We start from the raw sequence: 23,196 nt of genomic DNA on the forward strand, positions 1-23,196 counted from the left end.
TCCTCCTATAATCGTTTCTTATATATCCATTGTCTATTTTACCGAAATCCTCATCATTTTACTAATATGTTACTCTTCCACTTTAAACTGCTCGACTAATCTTTCTAAATCTCTCATATGTTCTGTCAAACTTTCCATCGTGTGAGCTACCTTTTCTAAATGATTCACCTGTGATTCCGTTGCAGCATGTACCTCTTCAGAAACAGCTGCACTTTCTTGACTCGTACCAGCAATTGTATGCATTACCGCTGTAATTTCCCCTTGCTCATAACCTATGTTATGTACCTCTTCTACAATTTTTTCAACTGAAGTACTAATCGTATTTACAACTGACATAATTGTACGGAACTCCATTTCCGCCTCTGACGTCACTTTATTTTGCACATCTGCAATGTCTTTCAATTTACTTACAACTTCTACAACCCTTTTTACTTCTAATTGTACATCACCAATCATCATTGTGATTTCTCCGGTTGCCTCTTTTGATTGTTCCGCTAATTTCCGAACCTCTTCAGCAACAACCGCAAATCCCTTACCTTGCTCACCTGCACGGGCAGCTTCAATCGATGCATTTAAAGCAAGTAAATTTGTTTGATCCGAAATACCTTTTATAAGCTCAACAACATTTTGAATCGATCCAACTCTTTGTTCTAACTTATCCGATGCTTCTTCTGTATGAACAACAATCGAAGATGATTGTCCCCTCGTACGGATTAAATTCCTCATTGTATTTAATCCTTGCTTAGATGCCTCTTCCGCTTTGCCAGCCACTCCTTTTATTTCACCAACGGAGCTATTCATTTGTTCTACTGACTCCGCCATATTCTCGAGCTGAGCTGAAACTTCATCCACACTATTCGCAAGAGTAGAAGCTCCTCCGCTCACATCATCCATCGCTCCTGAAACTTCTCTACTAGCCGCTACTGTTTCGTTCGTTAAATAATGTAAACTATTCGTTGATTGTTGCACCGTTGATACGCTGTTTTTAATTTTACTTACCATTTCATTCATTTGTTCAACCATATCATTAAAGTGCTTCGTCAACTCTCCAACTTCATCTTTACTTGTCACTTTCATTCGCAGCGTTAAATCGCCTTCTGCTACTTTTTGCACGTGATTCTTTAATAGTTGCAGTGGTCTTGCTAATCTTCTTGAGAACAAGTAGGAAGCTACGATTCCAACTAATAAACTAATACATGCCATTATAATAACTGTATTTCTCGTACTATTTAATAGCCCATCGATCGTTTCTTTCGGATAAAAGATTCCTATCGTCCATTTCATCGTATCAAATGATTGACTGTAAACAACTACATCTTCACCTTTTATTGTAGTGACCGCATATTTTGTTCCCTCTTTATTTAAGCTCTTTATAAGCGGCTCTTTAGAAACATCTTTCCCTATCTTTTCTGGATAAACAAGAGCCATATTTTTATCATTTATAATAAACATTTCTCCGTCATTATTGTATTGAATATTGTGAAGCAACTTCTGAATCGTCCCAAGCGATACATCCATCGCAACAACGCCTAATACAGATCCATCTTGAGCTGTAATTGCTTTAGAAACACCTACACTTAACTTTCCTGTTGCAATTTCATAAGAAGGTTGTCCCCAATGGACCTTTTTTACATCAGCCTCTGAATCTTTATACCATGGTCTTGTCGTTGGATCATATCCTTCTGGCACTTGCCCACCTTCAGCAAGATTGGCACTTAATGTTTTTTTATCTTTCGTACCAATATATAAATCTAAAATACCAGGATGATTCTTTTTATACTCCGCAAACTCTTTCGTTAAAAACGCTTCCTCTTCCGGAGTAACCCCACCTTGAAGCATATTACGAATCATCTCACTGTTCGCGTAATACCCCATATCTTCATCCGTTCTTTGAACAAATGTCGTAAGTTGCTCTGTCACAAGATCCATCGCATTTTGAGAATACTCGTCTAAGGAACGCACTTCCTTTTCTTTCTGTAATTGATACACAGCTGTACCCAATATTACGAACATCATAGAAATAAGAACTGAAAACACTACCGCAATTTTTAAACGTAAACTTCTTAACATTTCCCCCAAAGCATCCCCTTCGCATTAAATTAAAATCTTATTAATCACTATATTAAGTATAATAGATAAAATTAAAAAATTGAAATTAATTCTCACCTTAATACAATTAGAAAACGGACTACCACTTGTGCAAAAACAAATAGTTCATTATCCTTAAAATATAATCTCATTCGTTCGGAGGGAACTATGTTACAAAAATTCGGTTTCTCACAATATGAAAGCCAGGCTTATGAAGTTGTCGTATCAAGCAATGAACCATTAGATGCTACAACAATTGTGAAGCATTCAGGTGTTCCAAAAGCAAAAATATATGAAGTACTAGCACGCCTAATCGATAAAGGAATGGTAATGGATTCTGTTTCAGAAAAGAAAAAATTGTATACAGCATTACCACTAAAACTAGCAATTGAAAAATTAACGACAGAATTCCAATCAAATATTAAAGAACTGGAAACAAATATATCAAAAAAATCATTTACAGATGACCGTGTGTGGAGCTTAAAAATGCAATCTTCTATTCGAGTTCAAAGTAAAGAACTCATTGAAAGTGCACAAGAATCAATCCGTATTTCAGCTTGGAATGATACTCTTTTAGAATATCTCCCTTTACTAGAACAAAAAGCAAAACAAGGTGTTCAAATTGAATCCCTTATTGTTGGAGAAGTAGAAACAGACTTAGAAAACATGCATTTTCTAATCCCAGCTGAAGAACCTAATGCATTAGAGCGCTACTTGCTACTTATCGTTGACGATCGTGAAATTTTATTTGCTGGCGTAGAACAAGAGTCATGGCAAGCGATGAAAACAATGTCACAACCTTTCGTAAAGTTCTTTACAGAATTTTTCTATCACGACGTTGCACTTGCAAAGATTACCCAGAAGCACCACGATCTCTTTATGGAAGATGAGGAAATTAAGAGTTTGTTAATGAAATTAAGATACTAATTAAGTAATAAAAAGGAGTCTAATTTTTCACTTAGACTCCTTTTTATTTTGTTCCTTTATCTCCATCAACAGCTCAATGATTTTCTCATTTTGCTCCACTTGTTTCTCTGAATTTTGATAGATGCAACGAATCCAGCCTAATACAAAAACAGCTACAACTATCGGTAATAGTGTAAGTATTATACCGAATATCGAGAAATTAAACACCATTTTCCCATCACCTCGCTACATACCAATTCTCCATATTCTTACTAAAACCTGCAATTTTTTACAAATAAAAAAGAACCTATCAAACGATAGATTCTTCTTTCACGAACTGAGTAGAGCGTCCTCTCGTAATCGAGAAAATCGCGCAAAGCAGTGCTAATATAATAAAGCCGCCTCCTACCCAAGCATTATATATAACAGACGATTTCTCAATAACAACTCCACCTACTGTTGAACCGAGCGCAATTCCTAAGTGAAGTGCAGAGTTATTTAAACTTTGCTGAATACCAGCTGATTCCGGTGCAATTTCAATTAAATAATTTTGTTGTGCTGGCGAAATCGCCCAGCTCAGCATACTCCAAAGTCCCATCATAATGATGAAGAGCGGGAATGAGAATGTCATTAATGGCAGTATGAAGATTGCACACGCAAATACGATAATGATAGAAATAATACTTTTCTTCGATCCCCATTTATCAGCAAGCCAGCCACCGAATCCGCCGCCGATTACTGCTGCGATTCCGAAAATGAAGTAAAATACACTAATCCAATTCGCTTCCACATGCATAACATCTTTTAAAAATGGTGTTAAATATGCATATAGTGTTAAATGACCCGTTAAAAATAAGAATGACGTTAACTGTGCACTGACGATTTTTTTATCTTTTAACGTAGCAATTTGCTCTCTTATTGATAATACCGATGTCGGTGGTACTTTCGTTAAAAATAGAGAAATACAAGCGATTGCCATAACTGTTAAGATTGAAATGAGTACAAATGGTGCACGCCATCCGTATGCATTTCCGAGTACAAGGCCAAGCGGTACTCCAAGTACAAGTGATCCACTAATCCCCATGAAAATGATTCCAATTGCACGCGCACGAAAATGCGGTTCTACAACGCTAGAAGCAAGTGTTACTGACAGTGCAATAATAAGCGAACCACTCGCCGCACAAATCACCCTTGAGAACATTAACATCCCGTAATTCACACTAAATGCTGAAATAATATTTCCGATTAAGAAAATCGATAATGCTCCAACATACAATGTTTTTCTTTCAAACTTCCCTGTCACAGCTAATAAAACTGGACCTGACAAAGCAAATACTACCGAAAATATTGTTATAAGCTGACCAGCTGCGCTAATAGATACTCCTAAATCATTGGCAACTAAATCGAGCGTTCCTCCTATAATTAACTCAACCGTTCCGACTACGAAAGCCGCGATAGCTAAAATATAAACACGAAAATTCAAGTCTTTCCCCACGCTTTCTATTTTGGTTACTACGAATATAGTAACCAAAATAGAAAGTGGACGCAAGTATAATTTTTTTACAGTAAAAAAGGTAGGCGTATTATACGCCTACCCTTCCATCATTCTGTTTCTTTCTTCTTATTTAAATACCAATACACCGGCAGTCCAGTAAAGACAATTCCAATTGATAAGAAACAACTTACCGGATCGTTAATAATCGCACTACCGATTACAAAGAACGAACCTAAAATCGCTACGATTGGTACGATTGGGAATAACGGTACACTATATGCACGCTCTTTATTCTTATTACGTTTTCTTAAGATGAAGACACCAATAAACGTCATTACGTAGAAAATATAAATAATGAATACGGAAATCTCAGATAGCTTATTTGGATCACTAATAATCATTAAAATAATTCCTAAAATGATTTCAACAGTAATCGCATTTGCTGGTGTTTTAAATCTCGGACTTTCCTTTGCAATAAACTTAGAAAATGGAAGTTGTCCACGCTCTGCCATAGACATTGGAATACGTGGGAATGTTAAAATCTTTCCATTTAAACAGCCGAAAATGGAAACGATAATACCGATACTAATAATTTTTCCGCCATATTCTCCAAGTAACATGCCTGCAGCTGTCGCTGTTGCATTTTCTCCAAGGTCTACAATTTTCGCTGCTGGTAATACATTTAATAACGCCAAGTTAATTAATACGTAAGCAGCCGTTACGATTAAAATCCCTACTGTCATTGCTTTCGGTAATAACTTTGTTGGATTCTTCATTTCTCCACCAATCGAAGCAAGTAAAATCCAGCCGTCATAAGCAAATAACGTTGCTAAAATTGCCATTCCGATACTTTGATTTTCCGATATCGGCACAACTACGTTAAAGATATCACTATTCCCTTTCCAGAAACCTAGCACAACAATTAACACAATCGGAATCATCTTCCCAATTGTCGTGATTGTTTGAACGATACCTCCGTATTTTGTTCCCATACTATTTACAACGCCAAGGAACACAACTGTTCCAATTGCAATTGGTAAATTCCATACTTTATCTAAATAGAAAAAATTAATCATTAAAGAACTAAAGTATAAACCTAATGTTCCGATAATAGCAGGTCCATAAACAATTGTTTGCATCCAACCTGATAAATATCCCCAAAAACTTCCGTAAATCTCCTCTAAATACGTATACAACCCACCATTTTTCGGGATTTGCGCTCCAATTTCAGCTACTGTTAAACCACTCGCTAGCGTCAACAGACCACCAATTATCCAAGCAAGAATGGCCATATTAGAACTCCCCGAGTAATCTAATACGCTCCCTGGTTTCATAAACACACCAGATCCAATAATCGTTCCTACTACGATAGAAAGTGCTACTGTTAAACCAATTTTGTTCTTCTCATCATGATGCATGCTGCGTATCCTCCTTCCAATCCTAGTGTGATGCAAAAATGAAATAAAAAAACACTCCTCCCTAAAAAAGGGACGAGTGTTGTATTCGTGGTTCCACCCTTGTTTCAATTCGTAAAGTAACACACTTCACCAATTTCTCAAGTCTAAATAACGGTTTTTGCCGGCAAGCAATTACTAGATGCTCGTTCACTGCTGCAGTTCAGAGGTGGTAATCCATTTTTCCGTATTAGGAAGCTCACAGCCAAAGGCTTCCCTCTCTGAAAATCGTAAAAAATTGATCATGTCCTCATCATCACTTCTTGATGTCGAATTTTGTAGTTATTGTTCATTATATTGAATTGTTAGAAAAAATCAATATATTTTTTTATATAACATAGGAAATATTTCTCTTCTTATATTATAACAGAACATACAAAACTTCTCTAATTCCCTAAAAATGGTATAATCCATTTAGGAGGTGTACTAATAATGATTGCTGTCTTTTGTATCATTGCTACGTTTCTCTCTATTCTATTCGCTATCATGCATCGGCACAAGTATCCTGGTTATAGCATTTTAGCGGTAGCTATTATACCAGCTGTTTCCTTCTACGTATTGGGTAAATATCAATATACGGAAGTGTTTATCGGTTTTGCAATCTTCTACTGCATCTTCGGATACATACTAACAATGAAAAGAATTTTATTGAATCATTAAAAGGGACCGATTTCTGCTGACAGAAATCGGTCCTCGCACGTACCTTCCGGTTGCCCACACGAAAGATACATAAATCAATTATTTATCTTCTTTTTTCATAAAAAACTTATGGTGCGGTAAATCAACATTCAATGCCTCTAATTGTTTCTTTTCGTTGTCTAAAATCGCTTTTGCTTTTGCTTTTGTTGCTTCATCTAATCCAGCAAAGATGTCTTCATGCTTCTCTTTCTCTGGAAGTTTCACACCTAATTTTGTTAATTCTTCTTTTGCTTGCTCATGCGTTAATTTTCCGGATTTCTTTTGCTCTAAAATTGACTTCACTTTCTCTTTTGTCTGTTCATCTAAGTTAGCAAACATGTCTCCATGTTTACCTTTCTCCGGCATTTTCACGCCTAGCTTTGTTAATTCCTCTTTTGCTTGCTCATGCGTTAATTTTCCAGATTTCTCTTGCTCTAAAATGGACTTCGCTTTTTCTTTCGCCTGTTCATCTAATCCCGCAAACATTTCTTTGTGCTTACCCTTTTCCGGGAACTTCACGCCTAATTTTGTTAATTCTTCTTTTGCTTGTTCTCGTGTTAATTTACCAGACTTCTCTTGCTCTAAAATGGACTTCGCTTTTTCTTTCGCCTGTTCATCTAATCCTGCAAACATGTCTTTACGCTTCTCTTTCTCTGGAAGCTTTACACCTAGTTCCTCTAACTGTTTCTTTGTATCGTCCATAATTGTTTTTACTTTTTGTTTTGTAGCGTCATCCAAATCCTTTTTCGCCGTTTTTGCAGGCTGATCCACTGCTGGAGTATTCGTTGCCGCGAATGCCGGAATGCCGACTCCTCCAATGATTCCGAATGATAAAGCACCTGCAATCGCTAAATAACCAACTGTTTTCTTCTTCATAGGAAATTTCCTCCTTCATATTTCTAATGCATGTACACTTTCGTATACAATGCCTATAGTAATGTCGGTTTCTTAACATTTCCTTAACGATTTAACAAAAAAACACCGCTCGTAATGAGCGGTGTTTCTCTATGCTTTTTGTAATTGTAATTCTTCACGTTCCATTATTTTTCTTAATACAATTGTTTGTGTCATTGTAAATAAGTTACCTGTTATCCAGTACAATACAAGTCCTGATGGCGCCGCAAACCCCATAAATAGAATCATTGCCGGCATCATAATTTGCTGCATCTTTAGCATCTGTACTTGTTCTCCAGGTGTGATATTCGATTGGAAAACTTTCATCTGAATAAATGTCGTTAACGCTGCAATAATCGGTAATATATGATATGGATCTGCATGTCCTAAGTTCACCCATAAAAACGAAGATGTGCGAATCTCTTCTGTTCTGCTAATCGCATAATACAAAGCAGAGAAAATCGGCATTTGTATTAATAATGGCCAGCAACCAGCAAGTGGATTCCAACCGCCTGATTTCATTAGTTCTGACATTTCTTTTTGATACTGCTTTTGTTTTTCAAGGTCTTTGCTTACATCACCGTATTTCTTCTTTAGCTTCTGCAATTCAGGTTGCATTTTCTTCATTTTCGCTTGGCTACGATATTGCGAAACAGCTAATGGAATCATGGCTGAACGAATAACGAGCGTCATAATAATGATAGCAATCCCGAAGCTAGCTCCAGGTATGTGATGAGCAACAAATTGAATCATAAACGAGATTGGATATACAAAATAATGATCCCAAATCCCCGTACTATGTGCATCAATTGGGGCTGTATTACTGCAACCAGATAAAACAAAAACAAGTAATAATGATAAACTAACGAGCACAGCTCGGTATGATTTTAACATGTTCATTCCTCCAATGTTTCGTAATTATTTAGCGAAACATTGGCGTATACGGACCGACCTCGTCATTCTCTTCACTTGATTCTTGTCTGCGTACAGAACGAATCATTCCATATTTATAAAAAATAGAAAATAGCGGTACATTTCCTGCACTATCTTCACATGTATCAACTAACGCAAAAGCTCTTTGTCTACCGCTTGATGCTTGTTGACGCACAAAGCGAGAAACATTAGCAAGGAAGAAAACTTCTAATAAACAAAGTGCCGTCGTTACAAACGATATATATAGAATTGCATCCTGCAATAAAAATTCCATCGCTTCACATCCTTAATAAGGTCATTTTAGCACATCGGGCAAATATTCTCTATTTCCTTTTATTTTCAAAAAAAGTATTTTGCATATTTTCTCAAGAAAACAATAATTAAGAAACGTTGTATTCGCTTTCTTTAGCATATTCACACACATCAATGAATAGGCTTGATTTATTAGAAATTTATAAAATTTTTGCATTATAATAAAACTATTGCCAGTTTTTGAAAAAACCTTTATTCTCTTCTTGTAATCAAAAATGAATATGGAGATGAAACATACTATGGGTCAACTAGGAGACGCCGATTACGTTCCCGACACCGCCTTTTTATCCTTCCCAGCAGCTAAAACATTTCACTTAGAATTTATGATACAGTTGGTTGTTATTTTTATAGCTTCTATTTTGTATGCAATTTCTATGAATATGTTTTTTATCCCGCATAATATGATTAGCGGTGGATTCGCTGGTGTAGGGATGATTATCGGTTATTTAATGCACTACAATATCGGTGCACTTATCTTTTTACTAAACATTCCTCTTCTTATTTTAAGTCACTTTTACTTAGGCAAGAAGACAACCTTTTTAACAGCTTACTTTGTAGCTGTGTCATCGTTAGCGATGAACATTATCCCGGTACACCAAGTTTCAGACGATATTTTACTTTCTTCTGTATTCGGTGGTGTTATCTGCGGAGCAGCTTCAGGAATTATATTCCGATTTGCTTCTTCAACAGGTGGTTTTGATGTTGTTGGATTGATTGTAGCTAAATATCGAGATGTTTCAATTGGAGCAATCATATTTGTATTCAACTTAATCTTACTTGTAGCAGCAGGTTTTATTTTCGGATGGGATATTACACTTTATACGTTAATTAGTCGATTTGTAGTCAGCAAAGTTATCGACGCTGTGCATACGAAACATATTAAATTAACGATAATGACTATTACAGAAAAAGGCGAGGAAATAAAAAGCGCACTACTACATCACGGCATACGCGGGGTGACAATGGTAGACGCTGTCGGCGGCTATACAAACCATAAGAAAAAAATGATTTACACTGTCGTGACTCGCTATGAGTTAGGCGAAATGAAACGTATTATCCGTCAAGTGGATAACAAAGCATTTATGAACATTACTGAAACAGTTGAAATTGTCGGCCGTTTCAAACGCATATAAAAAGGTTAATAAATTAAAGGGCATAACATATTAGTCATATATAATATGTTATGCCCTTTGTTATTCAACTAACGTACCTTTTAGCATAATAAAATCACTAAGTTTATTACTACAAATCGGAGGATAGCATTCCATATACAATACTATCTGTCCATTCATCTTTATTCCAAAAATCTTGTATGAAATGGGCTTCCTTTCTCATACCTATTCGTTCACACAATTTTTGTGAAGCTGTATTACGTGCATCAAGATTAGCCTGTATACGATGTACATTACATTCATTAAATAATTTCAATACCAAACTACTTACTGCTTCTGTCGCCAAACCTCTCCCAGCTACTTCATTTGAAAAACTATAACCAATCTCAACAGTGTCTTTCATATTTGTGTACCATACGGATAAATCACCAACTACTTTAGTTTTGTATATAACTGCCAAACTTAATATTGATTCTTTAGTAAGTACATGATTTGCTAGCTTCTTATTAAATCTTTTCTGCATGTCTTCATGAGTCCACTTGTTATGTAATAGGAACTTACATGTATCATCACTATTATAAATAGCAAATACATCCTGTAAATCAGTACTCTTAAAAGGTCTAATTATTAATCTTTCTGTTGTGAACTCCAAGTTAGCTCTCCTCCCTTACATTCATGCTATAAAACATTTTTTATAGTATTTAAGCCTCATTCTTAGATCTCACCTTGATTACATATTTCATCATAATAAATTAAAATCCTTCTTCCACTAAACTGCACCGTTAATGGTATTTCCTTGCGCTTTTTATTTTTCACACTTATTACAAAATCAGATAATTCTATTATTATGTCCCTAAATGTGTTATAATGAAAGCAGACTCACAAAAAAAGAGTATATAGACTTGGAAGTTTCTCTTATTTTACAAGCAAAAAGAAACGAGCAGTCGGGTATATTTCAGACACCATACACGTAACGGTTTAAACAACCGATCATCTTAGTTACTCTTCAATGATCTTTTTATAAAAAGATACGTACAATTAAAACTCACTTCAATATACTATACCTACCTTTTTGACTTCCAAATCATCTTATTACATAAGGAGATGAACATATGAATCAATATATACGATATACAATAGCTGTCCTGTTTGCTATTATCGGCGGAACAATCTGCTTCTGGACAAACACACAGCTTGGAGAGAATATCATTTTTAATGGAATCGAAACACTTGTAAGCGCTTCAATTTTAGGCGGATACATTTACTTCCTCTTCAATCCAGAAGAAAACGCTCAAAAAACAATGTTATTAACAATGATCGGAATCGTTGGTGGATGTATTTCCTACTCAATGACAAACTATACATTACCACTTCAATTAAGCTCAGCTTTCTTCCACGGTCTATGGACTTGGTTCATTGCATTCTGCTTAGCAGACGTATTCAACCTATTACAAGACAATGAAGAAGATAGCGGTCGCCAAATCGAAAGTAACTCTTAAGCTGGAAGATACTCTTCCAGCTTTTTTATGTTGGTTTGCATATCCCCGCATCACGATAAAAAGAAGTTACCCTCACGGCAACTTCTTTTCCATATACCCCACTTCGTATTCACTAAAATATATCAACGATTTTTCAAATATATCGATTGTTTCTCCACTTATATCAACGATTTTTTCATTATATCAACGATTCGACGTAGGATATCGATTTACCGACATCCTTCGACACTCAAAACGCACAACATACCCTATCCCCCAAGCAACTTACTGCCGAACTCTACGATTAAAAAGATAATTAATAGGATCGCGAGTATCTTTAATGCTACATATGCCACTTTAAAAACAACATAAATGAGCAAGACTATCAAAATAATTGATAAGATTTCCATATTTACTTCCTCCAAGCTTTGCTCTTCTTATCTCATTTTACTCGCCCTAGGCTGTTTATGGAACGGCATAAGATGACATATAAAAAAGAGGATACCTCACCCATCGTAAGATACCCTCTCTTTCAGCTGCTTAAACCATTCTCTTTCTAATTGTAAATATCCCACCTCACTCTTCTCGGCGCTCTTTAACTCTTGATCGGCTTTCTTCATATAAGTACGGGACGCTTCCATATCGCCCTCTACATATTTAATAATCCCTTGTGTACGGTAATATCCACTTAGGTCCATTTTTGTAATAGCCTTTGCATGTTCCTTTGCTTCTTGCAAAGAAAGACTATCCATCTGATAAAGGGCTTTATATAAAAGGTACCAACTATGAAAACTACTAACGAAAAACTTATTTTCTTTCGTTACAGGTAGTTGAACAATTCGTTCTATATACGGTATCGCTCTTTCCATTCCCTCTTGATCTGCACGAGCAAAAAAGACGAGCATAAGTCTACTCATTATCTCTCTTATCCCTTTATTCTCTTTTATTTTCTCCTCACTCAATTCTACTAACCTTTCATCCCAATCTTTCGGTCTTTTATAACTAAATAACTCACTCGATATTTGAATCTCATATAAGTGATTTCTAGCTCTTTCATCATCTTTAATTAAAATAAGAAATTGCATCCCATCACTCATAAGCATTCCTTTTATCGGCACAATTGTAACCGCAAAGATTGCAAAATGGAAAAAGGAAAAATATAAAAGATATTGATAATAACTCACCATATATATGTAACCGGAAGTAATACCAAATAGTAAACTCGTAATCGGTCCACCTAAAGTGAGCCACGCCCACTTTTTCGAAAGATTCGGTGTCTCTATAGAAGGTGGAACTAGTGTTGCAACGCCTCCAAAGTACGCCCACAATTTATTTTCTCGAATGCGTAATTTTCCCTTTTCTTTTTGAATAGTAATGGGTCCTACTGTCATAAATTTAAATGTCAAACCACCTATTACACCAAATACTACATGTCCTAGCTCATGAATGGCTAACACTAACAATGAAATTCCAACTATTGCCCATAAGTTCAAAATTACTTCTAATTTCCCAGTTCGGATTACTCCGTATAAAATGGACAGAATTAGCGCCACTGTCATTGAGCCAGCTGGCCTTCTTAAAATATCCACCTTTTTCTCCCCTTAATAAATCATTTTTCTTTGCATTTCGTACATGAACTTCCCGAGATGCAATATCCAAATAAATGAGATTAAGCCAATTAATACAAAATCGATATCACTAGCAGCTGTATATATAACGGCAGCCCACCATACATATGCCAATATTGTATTCGTAAATTCATACGCTTTATATCCAGCCTCATGCACAATGTGCTTTAATCCTTCATCTGCGTTTTTCGTCCACATTTTCATAGATTCCATATACGTTACACCTTGTTCAGGATATAGCTTATTATAACGATTTTTTGTTATAAGTCCGATAATTACTACAGTAGTTAAACAAACAATAGAAGCTACTAAATTCCACACCGCAAATGAAACATTTGTATCCTGCAACAGTGCACGTCTACATGTAATAACTGCATATACAAACCATGCCTGCGTAACTATATCGCCTACACGTAAATATATACTTATAATGCCTAATTTTCTGCCTTGTACGCTCTCTTCTTCATCGCGTGCCTCTGCTAACATACGTGTATTCTTCCAAGTATAGTACATCATTAAAATTCCAAAAATAGTACATATACCTATAAATGTATTGGATGATAATTTTTTCGGTTCATCCGAGAGTAAATTTAAAGCTATATAAGACGTTAAAAAGCCACCCATCATACTTAATGCTATTTTCCCCACAGAATCAAATTGTTTTTTTCGTTTACTCTTCATCGTCCTCTTCCCCCTCTACTAACGTAAATATTTCCTCCACCGGTACATTGAAAATTTGTGCGATTTTTAACGACAATACGATAGATGGTGCATAATCCCCGCGCTCAATTAAACTAATCGTTTGCCGTGATGATCCAATCGCTTTCCCTAAATCCCCTTGTGATAAACGATGCTTTGCTCGCAATTCCCTCACTCGATTTTGAAGCTTCATGTCTTCCCTCTTTTTCATTTATTTAATTAAAATTGTAAATAATATCCTTATCTTTGTCAATTATAATTGTCATTACGACTATAATAATTGACAAGATACTTATTTCTTATCCTGTATCAAATTCCTATAAAGAATGTAAAATGCGCATTAAACATAGTCTTGAAAATAAAAAAGTCAGTGCTTTTGCACTGACTTCCTAAATTCTGACATAGAATGGATTTCATATTAACTTGCGTTTTGTAGTAATACTCGTTTTAACTGCTTACGGAAACGAATACCTAACGTAACCGCTACAATCACAATAACTCCAAAAATGATTTTACCGATATGACCTTCTAGCACTCCAAAGATATCATGTAAGTTTCCACCTAACCAGTAACCACCGATTAAGAAGAATGATACCCAAAATAGAGCACCTGAATAAATTGTAATGGCAAAACGACGAAATGGTAAATTAATAATTCCTGCAAAGTATCCTGTGAAATGACGTACACCAGGAATAAAGAAACCAATAAAAATTAAGAAGTACCCATACTTATCAAACCACATTCTCGTTAAGTCAATTTTTCTTTGCGTTAAAAATACGTATTTCCCATACTTTTGAATGAAAGGCATACCTAATTTATTTCCTAAAAAGTATTGAATCGTCATTCCTACACTTGTCCCAATAAAGGATAGAATAATTAAAATCGGTAAACTTAAATCACCCTTATGTGCTAAAAATCCCGCATATGCTAACGTTGGCTCTCCCGGAAACGGAAGTGCAATATATTCTAACAGCAAGCCGACAAGTACAACATAGTACCCGTATTGCTGAAATAATTCATGAATCCATTCCATGTCATCTCTCCTTTCAATCACGTACAACTTCTTACTATTATTGTATAAAAAAATTGTCGAAATAACTATCACAATAGCTTACATTTTTATTACATTTTTGTAAGGGTCACACTAATGATTTTCGTTCTTTATTAAATATTAAAAATCATTTTTCAAGTCGAAATAGCGAAAAGGCGCATTAATAACATGCAAATTTTATCCATTTTTTAGCACTAAAAAACCTCTCTTATTTTGTTCTCAATAAAAAACCATCACAAACTCATGCTAACTTCATATTAGCTTCATATACGTATTGTAAGATTATATCGGAATTTGTTGAAAAATTTAACCAATATATGACTAAGCATTAATTTGAATAAATATAAGTCGTTTTTCGAAATTGAAAAAAGGGTGAATACGAAATGGAAGCATATAAAATGCACGATTTTATTAATACAAATGTTGAATCTCATCAAAATGAAACCGTTTTTAATTTACAAATATGTGAAACAAGTGAATTTGACGTAAGTTTAACAAAATCTACAACACTATCTTTTATCGTTTCAAAAAAGAATATTAAAATTGTCACGAAAAAATGGATTAATTCAAATCAAGAAAGCATGATTGGCAAAAGCTACATCATTCCAACAAAAGCTTTTCATTATTTCTTACCAATCATCTCTGAAAATGAAGATGAGCTAAATATTCAAGTTCAAAGTTTTGGACTACGTGGTGAGCTTTTATTAAATGAAAGATTACTTATTGATAACAACAACAAACACAACAGCAAAATCACTACATTCTTTGAAACATTAGATGAAAATGTAAATAAAGCATTACGAGGATTACAACTTCATTGTATGTAAGACTCTTACGATAGTAAAAGGAGAATAACAATGAAAAAATTATTATTAAGCGCACTATTATCATTAGGATTTTTAACTCTTCCATTCGCTAGCGCAGAGGCAGCTACAACGAAAGATCAATTAATCGTAGACACTCAGTTAAATAAAATGGATTATTATCAGGATGGAAAATTTATAAAAAGTTTTACTGTCGCTACTGGAAAAGCTGCAACACCTACACCTAAAGGCACTTTTCAAATCGTAAATAAAATTAAAAATCGCCCTTATTATACAGGCAAAATTAAAGGCGGCGATCCACGTAATCCACTTGGTGACCGTTGGCTCGGATTAAATATGGCAGGAACTTACGGAACAACTTATGCGATTCACGGAACTAACAATAATCAAGCAATCGGCAAATGGACAACACTTGGTTGTATTCGTATGTATAACAATGATATACACTGGTTATTTGAGCGCGTTCAGCAGCAAGCTACTGTCACTGTAAAATAGCCTAAAAACAAGATTTATGTGTAGCCAAGAATTTTATGTCTTGGCTTATTTTATTTATTCATTTACAGTAGCAAAACAACTGTATTTACATATATAATAGGAATAGATTTGATTAGCTAACATTTAAACATTGATAAACGTAGATATTAAAATTATACAGTTATAATGTTTTATAAATTTTATAATACATACTATAATAGAACTACTGTAATTCTGAACTATTCAGTAACACTAAACTATTCCCCTTGCTACCTTTATGATTATTTTATAGCGGGGGCTTATTATATGTATAAACAATCTGAGTCACTCGAAAAATGATGAATTCGAATATTGCAGTAAAAAGCGTTATTTAGGAGGTGTTACTATGACGCATATACTGGTGATTGAAGACAACCCAGATATACAAGAACTTATTCGTGAATTTCTAATGGCACAAAACTTTACAGTTGATGTAGTTGGTGCTGGAACAGAAGGTATTCTTCTTTTCCAAAAAAATTCATACGACCTTGTCCTCCTCGATGTAATGTTACCAGATATAGATGGCTATAGTATTTGTAAAATTATGCGAGGACAATCTGATGTACCAATCATTATGTTAACAGGCTTACATAATGAAGAAAGTGAAATTAAAGGATTTGAGTTAGGTATTGATGACTATATTACGAAACCGTTCCATTACACTGTATTTATTAAGCGTGTAGAGGCTGTATTAAGAAGGGCAGCAACGAAGGAAGCAGAAGCTGCAACTATACTACAATTCCATGAATTGATGTTAAACTCTACAGCATATGCAGCTTATGTTCATGGTAATCAAATTGAATTGACAACAAAAGAATTTGAAATTATTTATACTTTACTGCAAAATCGAGGAAAAGTATTATCAAGAAGTGATTTGTTGAATAAGGTATGGGGCTATGAACATTATGGTGATGTAAGAGTTATAGATACACATATTAAAAACTTAAGAAAAAAATTAGGAATTCCTTATATTAAAACGGTGAAAGGCATTGGCTACAAAATCGAATCGTAGCAAAGACAACATCACCAAAAATATTTTCATCAAAACCTTATTATTTTGTATTCTTTTATCACTTTGTCTTTATCAAATTATTTACTTTCTAGCTTCAAACTACGATAAAGAACGTTTTGCGAAAGAAAATGGAACGCCGACTACAGAACAGGCGAATTCAGATAAGCAAAACGACGGAAGTAAAACGACGCAAAATAAAGCTGTGTCAGAGGGAAGCATTTCTAATTTCCAATCTTCTATTATAGATTATAAATCTCTTTCTACAGCTATCAATCACCTTTTGCAGCCTAGCCAAACTGCAAAGGCAAAAGAACATACACAAAATCTTTCGGGGAAAAATAGCACTTCTAATCCGCCTACAGAAGCAGAAAAGAAAGCCGCTAATAATGATGCCTTACATACACAAAATGCAGCAAGTAAAACAAATGATACAAATGATAATCCAAAGTTAGCAGATGCATTGCAGCAATTAGCTCCACATATTGGCGTGACAATGCTTGCATTATCACTACTCGGATCTTTAATTTATACAAAACTAATTGCCAAACCTTTTCAATATATGAGCGATGCTTTAAAAGATATTATGAATCTTGATTTCTCAGATAAAAAGCTACTTAACAAAAATGCAGATCAAACAGATTTTAATTTGCAAGTAGCTGCTTCACAAGTACCAAACATTGTGAAGAATTTACATGCAAGCAATCAAGATTTAAGAAATGAGCTCAAGAAGGAACAACAATTAGAACAATCTCGTAAAGAATTTATGTCTATGGTATCCCATGAATTAAAAACACCAATCGCAGCCGTTATGGGACAACTAGATGGCATGATTCACGGAATTGGAGCTTATAAAGATAGAGATAAGTATTTGAAACGTTCCTACGAGATGATGCAAGACATTAACATATTAACGGAAAAAATGTCGGAATTATCCAAAATACAAAACCCTCAATTTAAACCTAATTTAGAAGTCATTTCTTTATCTAATATTATTGAGGATGTTATGAAGAAAGTAGATTACTTTGTATCTGTAAAACAATTAAATGTACAATCTAATATTAAACACGACGTACAAATTTTAGCTGATCCTAAATTTATTCAAACTGCTATTTTTAACATTATTTCAAATGCAATTCATTATACAATTGACCATCAGCACGTATATATAAAGCTTTATGAAAAACCAAATGGTTACGCATTAGAAGTATTAAATACAGGTTCACAAATTGATGAAGATAAACTTGCTCATTTATTTGAGCCTTTCTATCGCGCAAACCCTGATAAACACGGTTTAGTACAAGGTAGTGGTCTTGGATTATATATCGTGAAACAAATATTAGATAAACATCAATTTCCTTATGGGATACAAAACACGCCTCAAGGTGTAAAATGTTCTATTGTATTCCCAAAAGCAATGTAAAAACCTACTACAATTTCATACCCCAAATTCATACTTCGTATGAGTGGCGGAATTTTGTAGAGTGTCTTACTCTGTTTCGTTCGCCCGTTATCCTTATTTGGATAGCGGGCGTTTTTTATTACTTAAAAGGAGGATTTTTTATGGAGAAGTTTAAATATTCATTGCTCGTTTTATTCGGTGCTTGCAGCTATGGCATACTTTCAACTATTTTCAAACTCGGATTCATAAATGGATTTTCAGCACATCAACTATTAGGAGGACAATATGTCTTCGGATGGATTGGACTATTTCTACTCGTTCTTTTCTTTTCACGTCATAAAGTAACAAAAAAACAATTCTTTTCATTACTAACCGTCGGAACAACAATGAGTATGACTGGGATTTTCTACGCTATTTCTGTAGAAGAACTACCCGCATCTATCGCTGTCGTCCTACTCTTTCAGTTCACTTGGATTGGTGTCATTATCGAAGCGATTGCAAATCGAACATTTCCAAGCCGCGATAAGATCATATCTATCCTTATTTTATTTGCTGGTACATTGTTTGCAGGTGGTGTATTTGAAGGCCTCGGACAAAGTTTTTCTACGAAAGGGATTATCTTTGGACTATTAGCTGCAGTCTCTTTTTCATTCTATGTTTTTGCAAGCGGGCGCGTCGCTACGGATGTTCCGCCTTATACGAAAAGCTTCCTTATGACAACAAGCGCTACTCTTATCGTATGCCTATTCTTTCCGCCAACCTTTTTAACAGACGGTGCTTTGCAAGCCGGTCTATGGAAATATGCTTTCTTCCTCGGATTATTCGGCGTTGTTGTACCTGTCATTTGTTTTTCAATCGGTGTACCAAAGGTTGGAACAGGGCTTGGTACGATATTAGGTGCAGCTGAATTACCAACTGCTATTATTGCTTCTATTACACTTGTACATGAAGTCGTAACGTTCATGCAGTGGATTGGAATTATTTTCATATTGGTTGGGATCTTCATTCCTCAGCTGCTTACGGCTAGGAAAGAAAGGAAACAAAATCGCGTGCATAGCGCTTGAAAAAATACAGAATTTATATAAAAGATATAACTGCAATTAAAATAAGTAAATTTATCTGGAGGTATAAATGACTATTTTAAGCATCGTATTTTTTGCTATTATGTGTATCTTCTTCCTAATAAGATATATGAAAGAAAAGAAATTTTACGATTTACTTCTCATTCCCGTTTGTATATATGCAGGAGCAGTGAAAACTCCTTTCGTAGAGTACTTAAACTTTAATACTACATTTAAAATAACGTATGATATTGCAGCTATTATTCTTGTAATCCTTGCTGTACTTTTCTTTTTGAAAGATAAGAAAGAGAATCATACTGCATAACAAAAGACCTTTCATTTACTTGAAAGGTCTTTTTCTCTATCTCATTTTACTGCTCCATACAGCTTCTCTATCTCATGCTCAATTTGTTTTACATCGATTCGCTCAAATAATGGCTGTACGCTATCAATTCTACTTGGCAACGTATTTTGCGGTTCCCAATTTCGTTTCACAATCGACAATGTGTTTCTAACCCTTTCACTTGAAAATGGTAAAAACGGTTCAAGGAGATTTGCAAAATTAGCGATAAGATACACACAGTTATAAATCGTTTCTTCACATGAAACTGGATCATCTTCTCTTTGTTTCCAAGGCTGCTTTTCATCAAAGTATTTATTTGCAAAACGTACTGCATCAAATATTGTTTCTAGCGCCACCTTAAATTTAGTTTGCTCAATCGCCTCTCCTACATGTTTATATAATCCTTCTACTTTATCTTTCAGCTCTACCTCAATACTTCGCTTCGGCACGATACCACCATAATATTTTTCGATAAACTTTAATGTCCGGTTCACAAAGTTCCCGTATGCACCTAATAATTCACTATTATGACTGTAAATAAATTCCCGCCATGAAAAATCAGTATCGCGATTTTCTGGTGCGTTGACGGTTAAAAAGTAACGAATAGAATCTGGATCATAGCGTTCTAATATGTCAGGCACCCATACTGCCCAGTTTTTACTTGTAGATAATTTTCTTTTTTCAACTGTTAAATATTCATTCGAAACGATATGACGCGGGATTGCTTCCTCCCCTATTCCAAGTAATACCGCTGGCCAAATGACGGAATGAAACGGAATATTATCCTTTCCGTGCACATAATATGTTTTCGCTTCGCTATCCCAAAACTCTTGATCATCTTTCCCTGTTTCTTCAGCCCAATATTTACTCGCTGAATAATAGCCTGTCACTGCTTCAATCCATACGTAAATTTTCTTATCTTCATACCCTTCTACTGGAATTGGTACCCCAATTGGTAAATCACGTGATACGGCCCTATCTAGTAATCCTTCCTTTACATATCTCTCTGTTAGTTGAATCGCATTGTCGCGCCATGTCCCTGTTCGTTTGGTAATTTCTACAGCCCTTTTAATTTGCTCCTGAAATGTATGCAATGCGAAATAGAAATGCTCTGTTTCCTGTACAGATGGTGTACTACCACATAACTTACATTTCTTTTCTAACAAATCGAGTGGATCTAAAATAGCAGAACACGCATCGCATTGATCTCCTCTTGCTGCTTCATGGCAATGTGGACATATTCCTTCTACATAACGATCCGGTAAAAACTGCGTACACGTTTCACAATACGCTTGTTCCACTATTTTTTTATAAATATGTCCTTCTTCTAATAAACGTAAAAAAACATTTTGAACCGTTTCATGATGGTGCTCACTATCTGTACGTGTATAGCAATCATAAGTAAAACCAAGGCTACGAAAACATCGCTGGAACTCTTCATGATACTGATCAGCAATTTCCTTCGCTGTCACACCTTCTTGTTTTGCCCTAATTGCAATCGGTGTTCCATTACAATCACTCCCCGAAACATACAACACATTCTCACCTTTTGACCGGTAATAACGTGCTAAAATATCTCCAGGTAATAAACTCGCAATATGGCCAAGATGTAATGAACCATTCGCATACGGCCAAGCGCCCCCAATAAAAATACTCATCTTACATTCCTCCTTTAAAATATAAAAAGCCCCACCCCTATCTTAAAAAAGATAAGGGCGGGGCTGGATAAACAGTCGCGGTACCACCTTATTTCGCCAATTACTCACATAATTAGCCTTAACAAGTACGGAGCTATATGCTCTTATACTGTGGTTTTGATAACGAGTACCAACTCTCGTCGCCGCCTACTATTATCATTTGATAAGTTCAGGACGAAGCTCAAAGGCCATTGTTCAAATGAATATTCTTGCTTCTTCTCAGCTACCGAAGCTCTCTGGAAAGAATGTGTTCATCCTACTTTTCCTTTTCAACGCTTTTACGTATAACAAGTATTGTACGACTTAATCACAGAAAAATCAAACTTTTATCCAGAACGAAAAGGAAATCCCATCCTCCCGCCGAATACCTATACGTTCACAAAAGGAGTGATAACATTGAACCAAAAACAACTAAGCACTATAAATGAAAAAAGCTGGAATACAGCTGCTTATGAAGCTTGGACGAATCGCCATGGGGCGCCAGAGGATTATGCAAAAAAAATTATGGAAGATCCCACACGCGAAGTAGCACATTATTTACCTTACATACAATCTCCAAAAGGAAAACGTATTATTAACTTACTCGGCTCAAAAGGAAATAAAGCTGTTGCTCTCGCTCTTTTAGGCTCTGACGTAACAGTTGTTGATATTTCAGCAAGTAATGCAAAATATGCAAATGAACTTGCGGACGCAGCAGGTGTCTCTATCCAGTATGTCGTTTCTGATGTATTAAATGTGCAGCTCTCCGAATCATTTGATATCGTATTGCTGGAACTTGGTGTACTCCATTACTTTCTAGATTTAAAACCACTCTTTCAAAAAATTGCTACTTTACTTAAGCGAGATGGAATGCTTATCCTTCGTGACTATCATCCTGTTTACACGAAATTATTAGGAGTCGACCACCCATCATTTCAGGCCAATGGAAATTATTTCGATGAAGAATTAATTGAAGATGATGTTGCTTATAGCATCCTTCTTACAGAAGCACAGAAAGAATCGCTACCTCAAACAACCATCCGTCGCTGGACGCTAGGAGAAATCATTACAACACTTGCGGAAGAACGTTTTAAAATCGAAAAACTAGTTGAAGAACATGGATCTCATCAAAGATGGGTCTTTCCTTCTACTGCACCAGAAGGAATCGAAGAACGTATCCCTGGTCTATATACAATAATTGCGACAGCATGCAAAAAAGGATCCCTTCACGGATAGGATCCTTTTTGCATGCTCACGCATATAAGTTGAGGTTGGAGATTACCATAATTCTGTAGAATAGGACACAAGATATTTCAACATTTCGTCTCTGACTTACGTCGTCAAAAAGGGGTATGACCAACATAACGAAGAGTAATGTTTTTAGTTGATACTGATAATCGTTATCAACTAATTAGAAGTATACATGATGTCATTTCAAATTTCAATAGCATTTCTAATATTTATTTATGAATTTTATGATATGCAAATGTATACATTTTAAGAACTTTTTCTAATACTAATCTGACTCCTTCCATTATCTGCTATAATTTTCATTGAACAGATTAATAACTTCATAATAATGTTTTTATTAATTTTGTTTTAAATATCTATAAATCATAATAAACAGTTTAAAAGAGGGT

General features: G+C 35.2%; 25 protein-coding genes and 2 other annotated features. Of the genes, 11 read left to right on the plus strand and 14 right to left on the minus strand.

Annotation, left to right across the window (positions count from 1 at the left end; genetic code table 11):
* Positions 1–69 precede the first annotated feature (69 nt).
* Positions 70–2,070, minus strand: coding sequence for a methyl-accepting chemotaxis protein (locus MR136_RS08340; protein WP_000946359.1), 2,001 nt, complete (start codon positions 2,068–2,070; stop codon positions 70–72).
* Between the two features lie 186 nt (positions 2,071–2,256).
* On the opposite strand from MR136_RS08340, the gene MR136_RS08345 reads away from it, so the two are divergent.
* Complete coding sequence (locus MR136_RS08345; protein ID WP_000939481.1) at positions 2,257–3,015, plus strand: TrmB family transcriptional regulator; 759 nt, start codon at positions 2,257–2,259, stop codon at positions 3,013–3,015.
* A 27-nt stretch (positions 3,016–3,042) separates the two neighbouring features.
* Here MR136_RS08345 and MR136_RS08350 read toward each other — a convergent pair whose 3' ends face one another.
* From MR136_RS08350 to MR136_RS08360, 3 genes are all read right to left on the minus strand, one after another.
* On the minus strand, positions 3,043–3,225 hold the full coding sequence (locus MR136_RS08350; protein WP_017674523.1) for a hypothetical protein: 183 nt from the start codon (positions 3,223–3,225) through the stop codon (positions 3,043–3,045).
* Between the two features lie 79 nt (positions 3,226–3,304).
* Positions 3,305–4,489 (minus strand): MFS transporter, encoded by a 1,185-nt coding sequence (locus tag MR136_RS08355; protein ID WP_128809347.1) that lies wholly within the window; start codon positions 4,487–4,489, stop codon positions 3,305–3,307.
* Positions 4,490–4,596: 107 nt separating this feature from the next.
* Positions 4,597–5,907, minus strand: a complete 1,311-nt coding sequence (locus MR136_RS08360) for an APC family permease (RefSeq protein ID WP_000546299.1) — start codon at positions 5,905–5,907, stop codon at positions 4,597–4,599.
* 65 nt (positions 5,908–5,972) lie between these two features.
* Positions 5,973–6,209, minus strand: a binding site (T-box leader).
* Positions 6,210–6,375: 166 nt separating this feature from the next.
* Between MR136_RS08360 and MR136_RS08365 the strand changes: the two genes are divergently transcribed.
* A complete protein-coding gene (locus MR136_RS08365; RefSeq protein ID WP_000562231.1) occupies positions 6,376–6,603 on the plus strand; it encodes a hypothetical protein in 228 nt (75 codons plus the stop codon).
* Between the two features lie 78 nt (positions 6,604–6,681).
* Here the strand turns inward: MR136_RS08365 and MR136_RS08370 are convergent, their stop codons facing one another.
* The 3 genes from MR136_RS08370 to MR136_RS08380 all read right to left on the minus strand — a co-directional run bounded on the left by MR136_RS08370 (position 6,682) and on the right by MR136_RS08380 (position 8,722).
* Positions 6,682–7,497, minus strand: coding sequence for a hypothetical protein (locus MR136_RS08370; RefSeq protein ID WP_000730851.1), 816 nt, complete (start codon positions 7,495–7,497; stop codon positions 6,682–6,684).
* 129 nt (positions 7,498–7,626) lie between these two features.
* Positions 7,627–8,409: a membrane protein insertase YidC gene (gene yidC / locus MR136_RS08375; protein ID WP_017674525.1), complete on the minus strand. Its 783-nt coding sequence runs from the start codon at positions 8,407–8,409 to the stop codon at positions 7,627–7,629.
* A gap of 28 nt (positions 8,410–8,437) precedes the next feature.
* Positions 8,438–8,722 (minus strand): hypothetical protein, encoded by a 285-nt coding sequence (locus tag MR136_RS08380; protein ID WP_000394930.1) that lies wholly within the window; start codon positions 8,720–8,722, stop codon positions 8,438–8,440.
* 277 nt (positions 8,723–8,999) lie between these two features.
* On the opposite strand from MR136_RS08380, the gene MR136_RS08385 reads away from it, so the two are divergent.
* Complete coding sequence (locus MR136_RS08385; RefSeq protein WP_000530044.1) at positions 9,000–9,893, plus strand: YitT family protein; 894 nt, start codon at positions 9,000–9,002, stop codon at positions 9,891–9,893.
* A gap of 109 nt (positions 9,894–10,002) precedes the next feature.
* Here MR136_RS08385 and MR136_RS08390 read toward each other — a convergent pair whose 3' ends face one another.
* Complete coding sequence (locus MR136_RS08390; RefSeq protein WP_017674527.1) at positions 10,003–10,524, minus strand: GNAT family N-acetyltransferase; 522 nt, start codon at positions 10,522–10,524, stop codon at positions 10,003–10,005.
* Between the two features lie 460 nt (positions 10,525–10,984).
* Between MR136_RS08390 and MR136_RS08395 the strand changes: the two genes are divergently transcribed.
* A complete protein-coding gene (locus MR136_RS08395) occupies positions 10,985–11,371 on the plus strand; it encodes a DUF3938 domain-containing protein (protein ID WP_001077773.1) in 387 nt (128 codons plus the stop codon).
* Positions 11,372–11,619: 248 nt separating this feature from the next.
* Here the strand turns inward: MR136_RS08395 and MR136_RS08400 are convergent, their stop codons facing one another.
* From MR136_RS08400 to MR136_RS08420, 5 genes are all read right to left on the minus strand, one after another.
* Positions 11,620–11,760: a DUF3985 family protein gene (locus MR136_RS08400; protein WP_000404758.1), complete on the minus strand. Its 141-nt coding sequence runs from the start codon at positions 11,758–11,760 to the stop codon at positions 11,620–11,622.
* Positions 11,761–11,856: 96 nt separating this feature from the next.
* Complete coding sequence (locus MR136_RS08405) at positions 11,857–12,909, minus strand: zinc metalloprotease (protein WP_242259369.1); 1,053 nt, start codon at positions 12,907–12,909, stop codon at positions 11,857–11,859.
* A 42-nt stretch (positions 12,910–12,951) separates the two neighbouring features.
* Positions 12,952–13,659 (minus strand): DUF3169 family protein, encoded by a 708-nt coding sequence (locus MR136_RS08410; RefSeq protein ID WP_017674530.1) that lies wholly within the window; start codon positions 13,657–13,659, stop codon positions 12,952–12,954.
* Entirely contained in the window at positions 13,649–13,870 is a 222-nt protein-coding gene (locus MR136_RS08415) for a helix-turn-helix transcriptional regulator (RefSeq protein ID WP_000776168.1), read from the minus strand. Before MR136_RS08415 ends, MR136_RS08410 begins: the two co-directional genes overlap by 11 nt.
* A 225-nt stretch (positions 13,871–14,095) precedes the next feature.
* Entirely contained in the window at positions 14,096–14,710 is a 615-nt protein-coding gene (locus tag MR136_RS08420) for a DedA family protein (RefSeq protein WP_000454754.1), read from the minus strand.
* A gap of 401 nt (positions 14,711–15,111) precedes the next feature.
* On the opposite strand from MR136_RS08420, the gene MR136_RS08425 reads away from it, so the two are divergent.
* From MR136_RS08425 to MR136_RS08450, 6 genes are all read left to right on the plus strand, one after another.
* The gene (locus MR136_RS08425) at positions 15,112–15,555 is read left to right on the plus strand and encodes a DUF3978 family protein (protein ID WP_000388769.1); all 444 of its coding nucleotides are present in this window, start codon (positions 15,112–15,114) and stop codon (positions 15,553–15,555) included.
* 30 nt (positions 15,556–15,585) lie between these two features.
* Entirely contained in the window at positions 15,586–16,047 is a 462-nt protein-coding gene (locus MR136_RS08430) for a L,D-transpeptidase (RefSeq protein WP_000735058.1), read from the plus strand.
* 364 nt (positions 16,048–16,411) lie between these two features.
* A complete protein-coding gene (locus tag MR136_RS08435) occupies positions 16,412–17,077 on the plus strand; it encodes a response regulator transcription factor (RefSeq protein ID WP_000148833.1) in 666 nt (221 codons plus the stop codon).
* The gene (locus MR136_RS08440; RefSeq protein ID WP_017674531.1) at positions 17,055–18,497 is read left to right on the plus strand and encodes a sensor histidine kinase; all 1,443 of its coding nucleotides are present in this window, start codon (positions 17,055–17,057) and stop codon (positions 18,495–18,497) included. The genes MR136_RS08435 and MR136_RS08440 overlap by 23 nt, the downstream gene beginning before the upstream one ends.
* A gap of 140 nt (positions 18,498–18,637) precedes the next feature.
* Positions 18,638–19,540, plus strand: a complete 903-nt coding sequence (locus MR136_RS08445; RefSeq protein WP_000410481.1) for an EamA family transporter — start codon at positions 18,638–18,640, stop codon at positions 19,538–19,540.
* Between the two features lie 67 nt (positions 19,541–19,607).
* Complete coding sequence (locus tag MR136_RS08450; protein ID WP_000154129.1) at positions 19,608–19,862, plus strand: hypothetical protein; 255 nt, start codon at positions 19,608–19,610, stop codon at positions 19,860–19,862.
* Positions 19,863–19,903: 41 nt separating this feature from the next.
* Here MR136_RS08450 and metG read toward each other — a convergent pair whose 3' ends face one another.
* Positions 19,904–21,538 carry a methionine--tRNA ligase gene (gene metG, locus MR136_RS08455; RefSeq protein ID WP_061457848.1) on the minus strand — a complete coding sequence of 545 codons (1,635 nt, stop codon included), beginning with the start codon at positions 21,536–21,538 and terminating at the stop codon, positions 19,904–19,906.
* 50 nt (positions 21,539–21,588) lie between these two features.
* Positions 21,589–21,859, minus strand: a binding site (T-box leader).
* A 114-nt stretch (positions 21,860–21,973) separates the two neighbouring features.
* Here metG and MR136_RS08460 point away from each other — a divergent pair.
* Complete coding sequence (locus tag MR136_RS08460) at positions 21,974–22,792, plus strand: class I SAM-dependent methyltransferase (RefSeq protein ID WP_001072261.1); 819 nt, start codon at positions 21,974–21,976, stop codon at positions 22,790–22,792.
* Positions 22,793–23,196 lie beyond the last annotated feature (404 nt).

It is taken from the genome of Bacillus cereus group sp. BfR-BA-01311, from assembly GCF_022664295.1.
GTDB classification, from domain to species: domain Bacteria; phylum Bacillota; class Bacilli; order Bacillales; family Bacillaceae_G; genus Bacillus_A; species Bacillus_A cereus.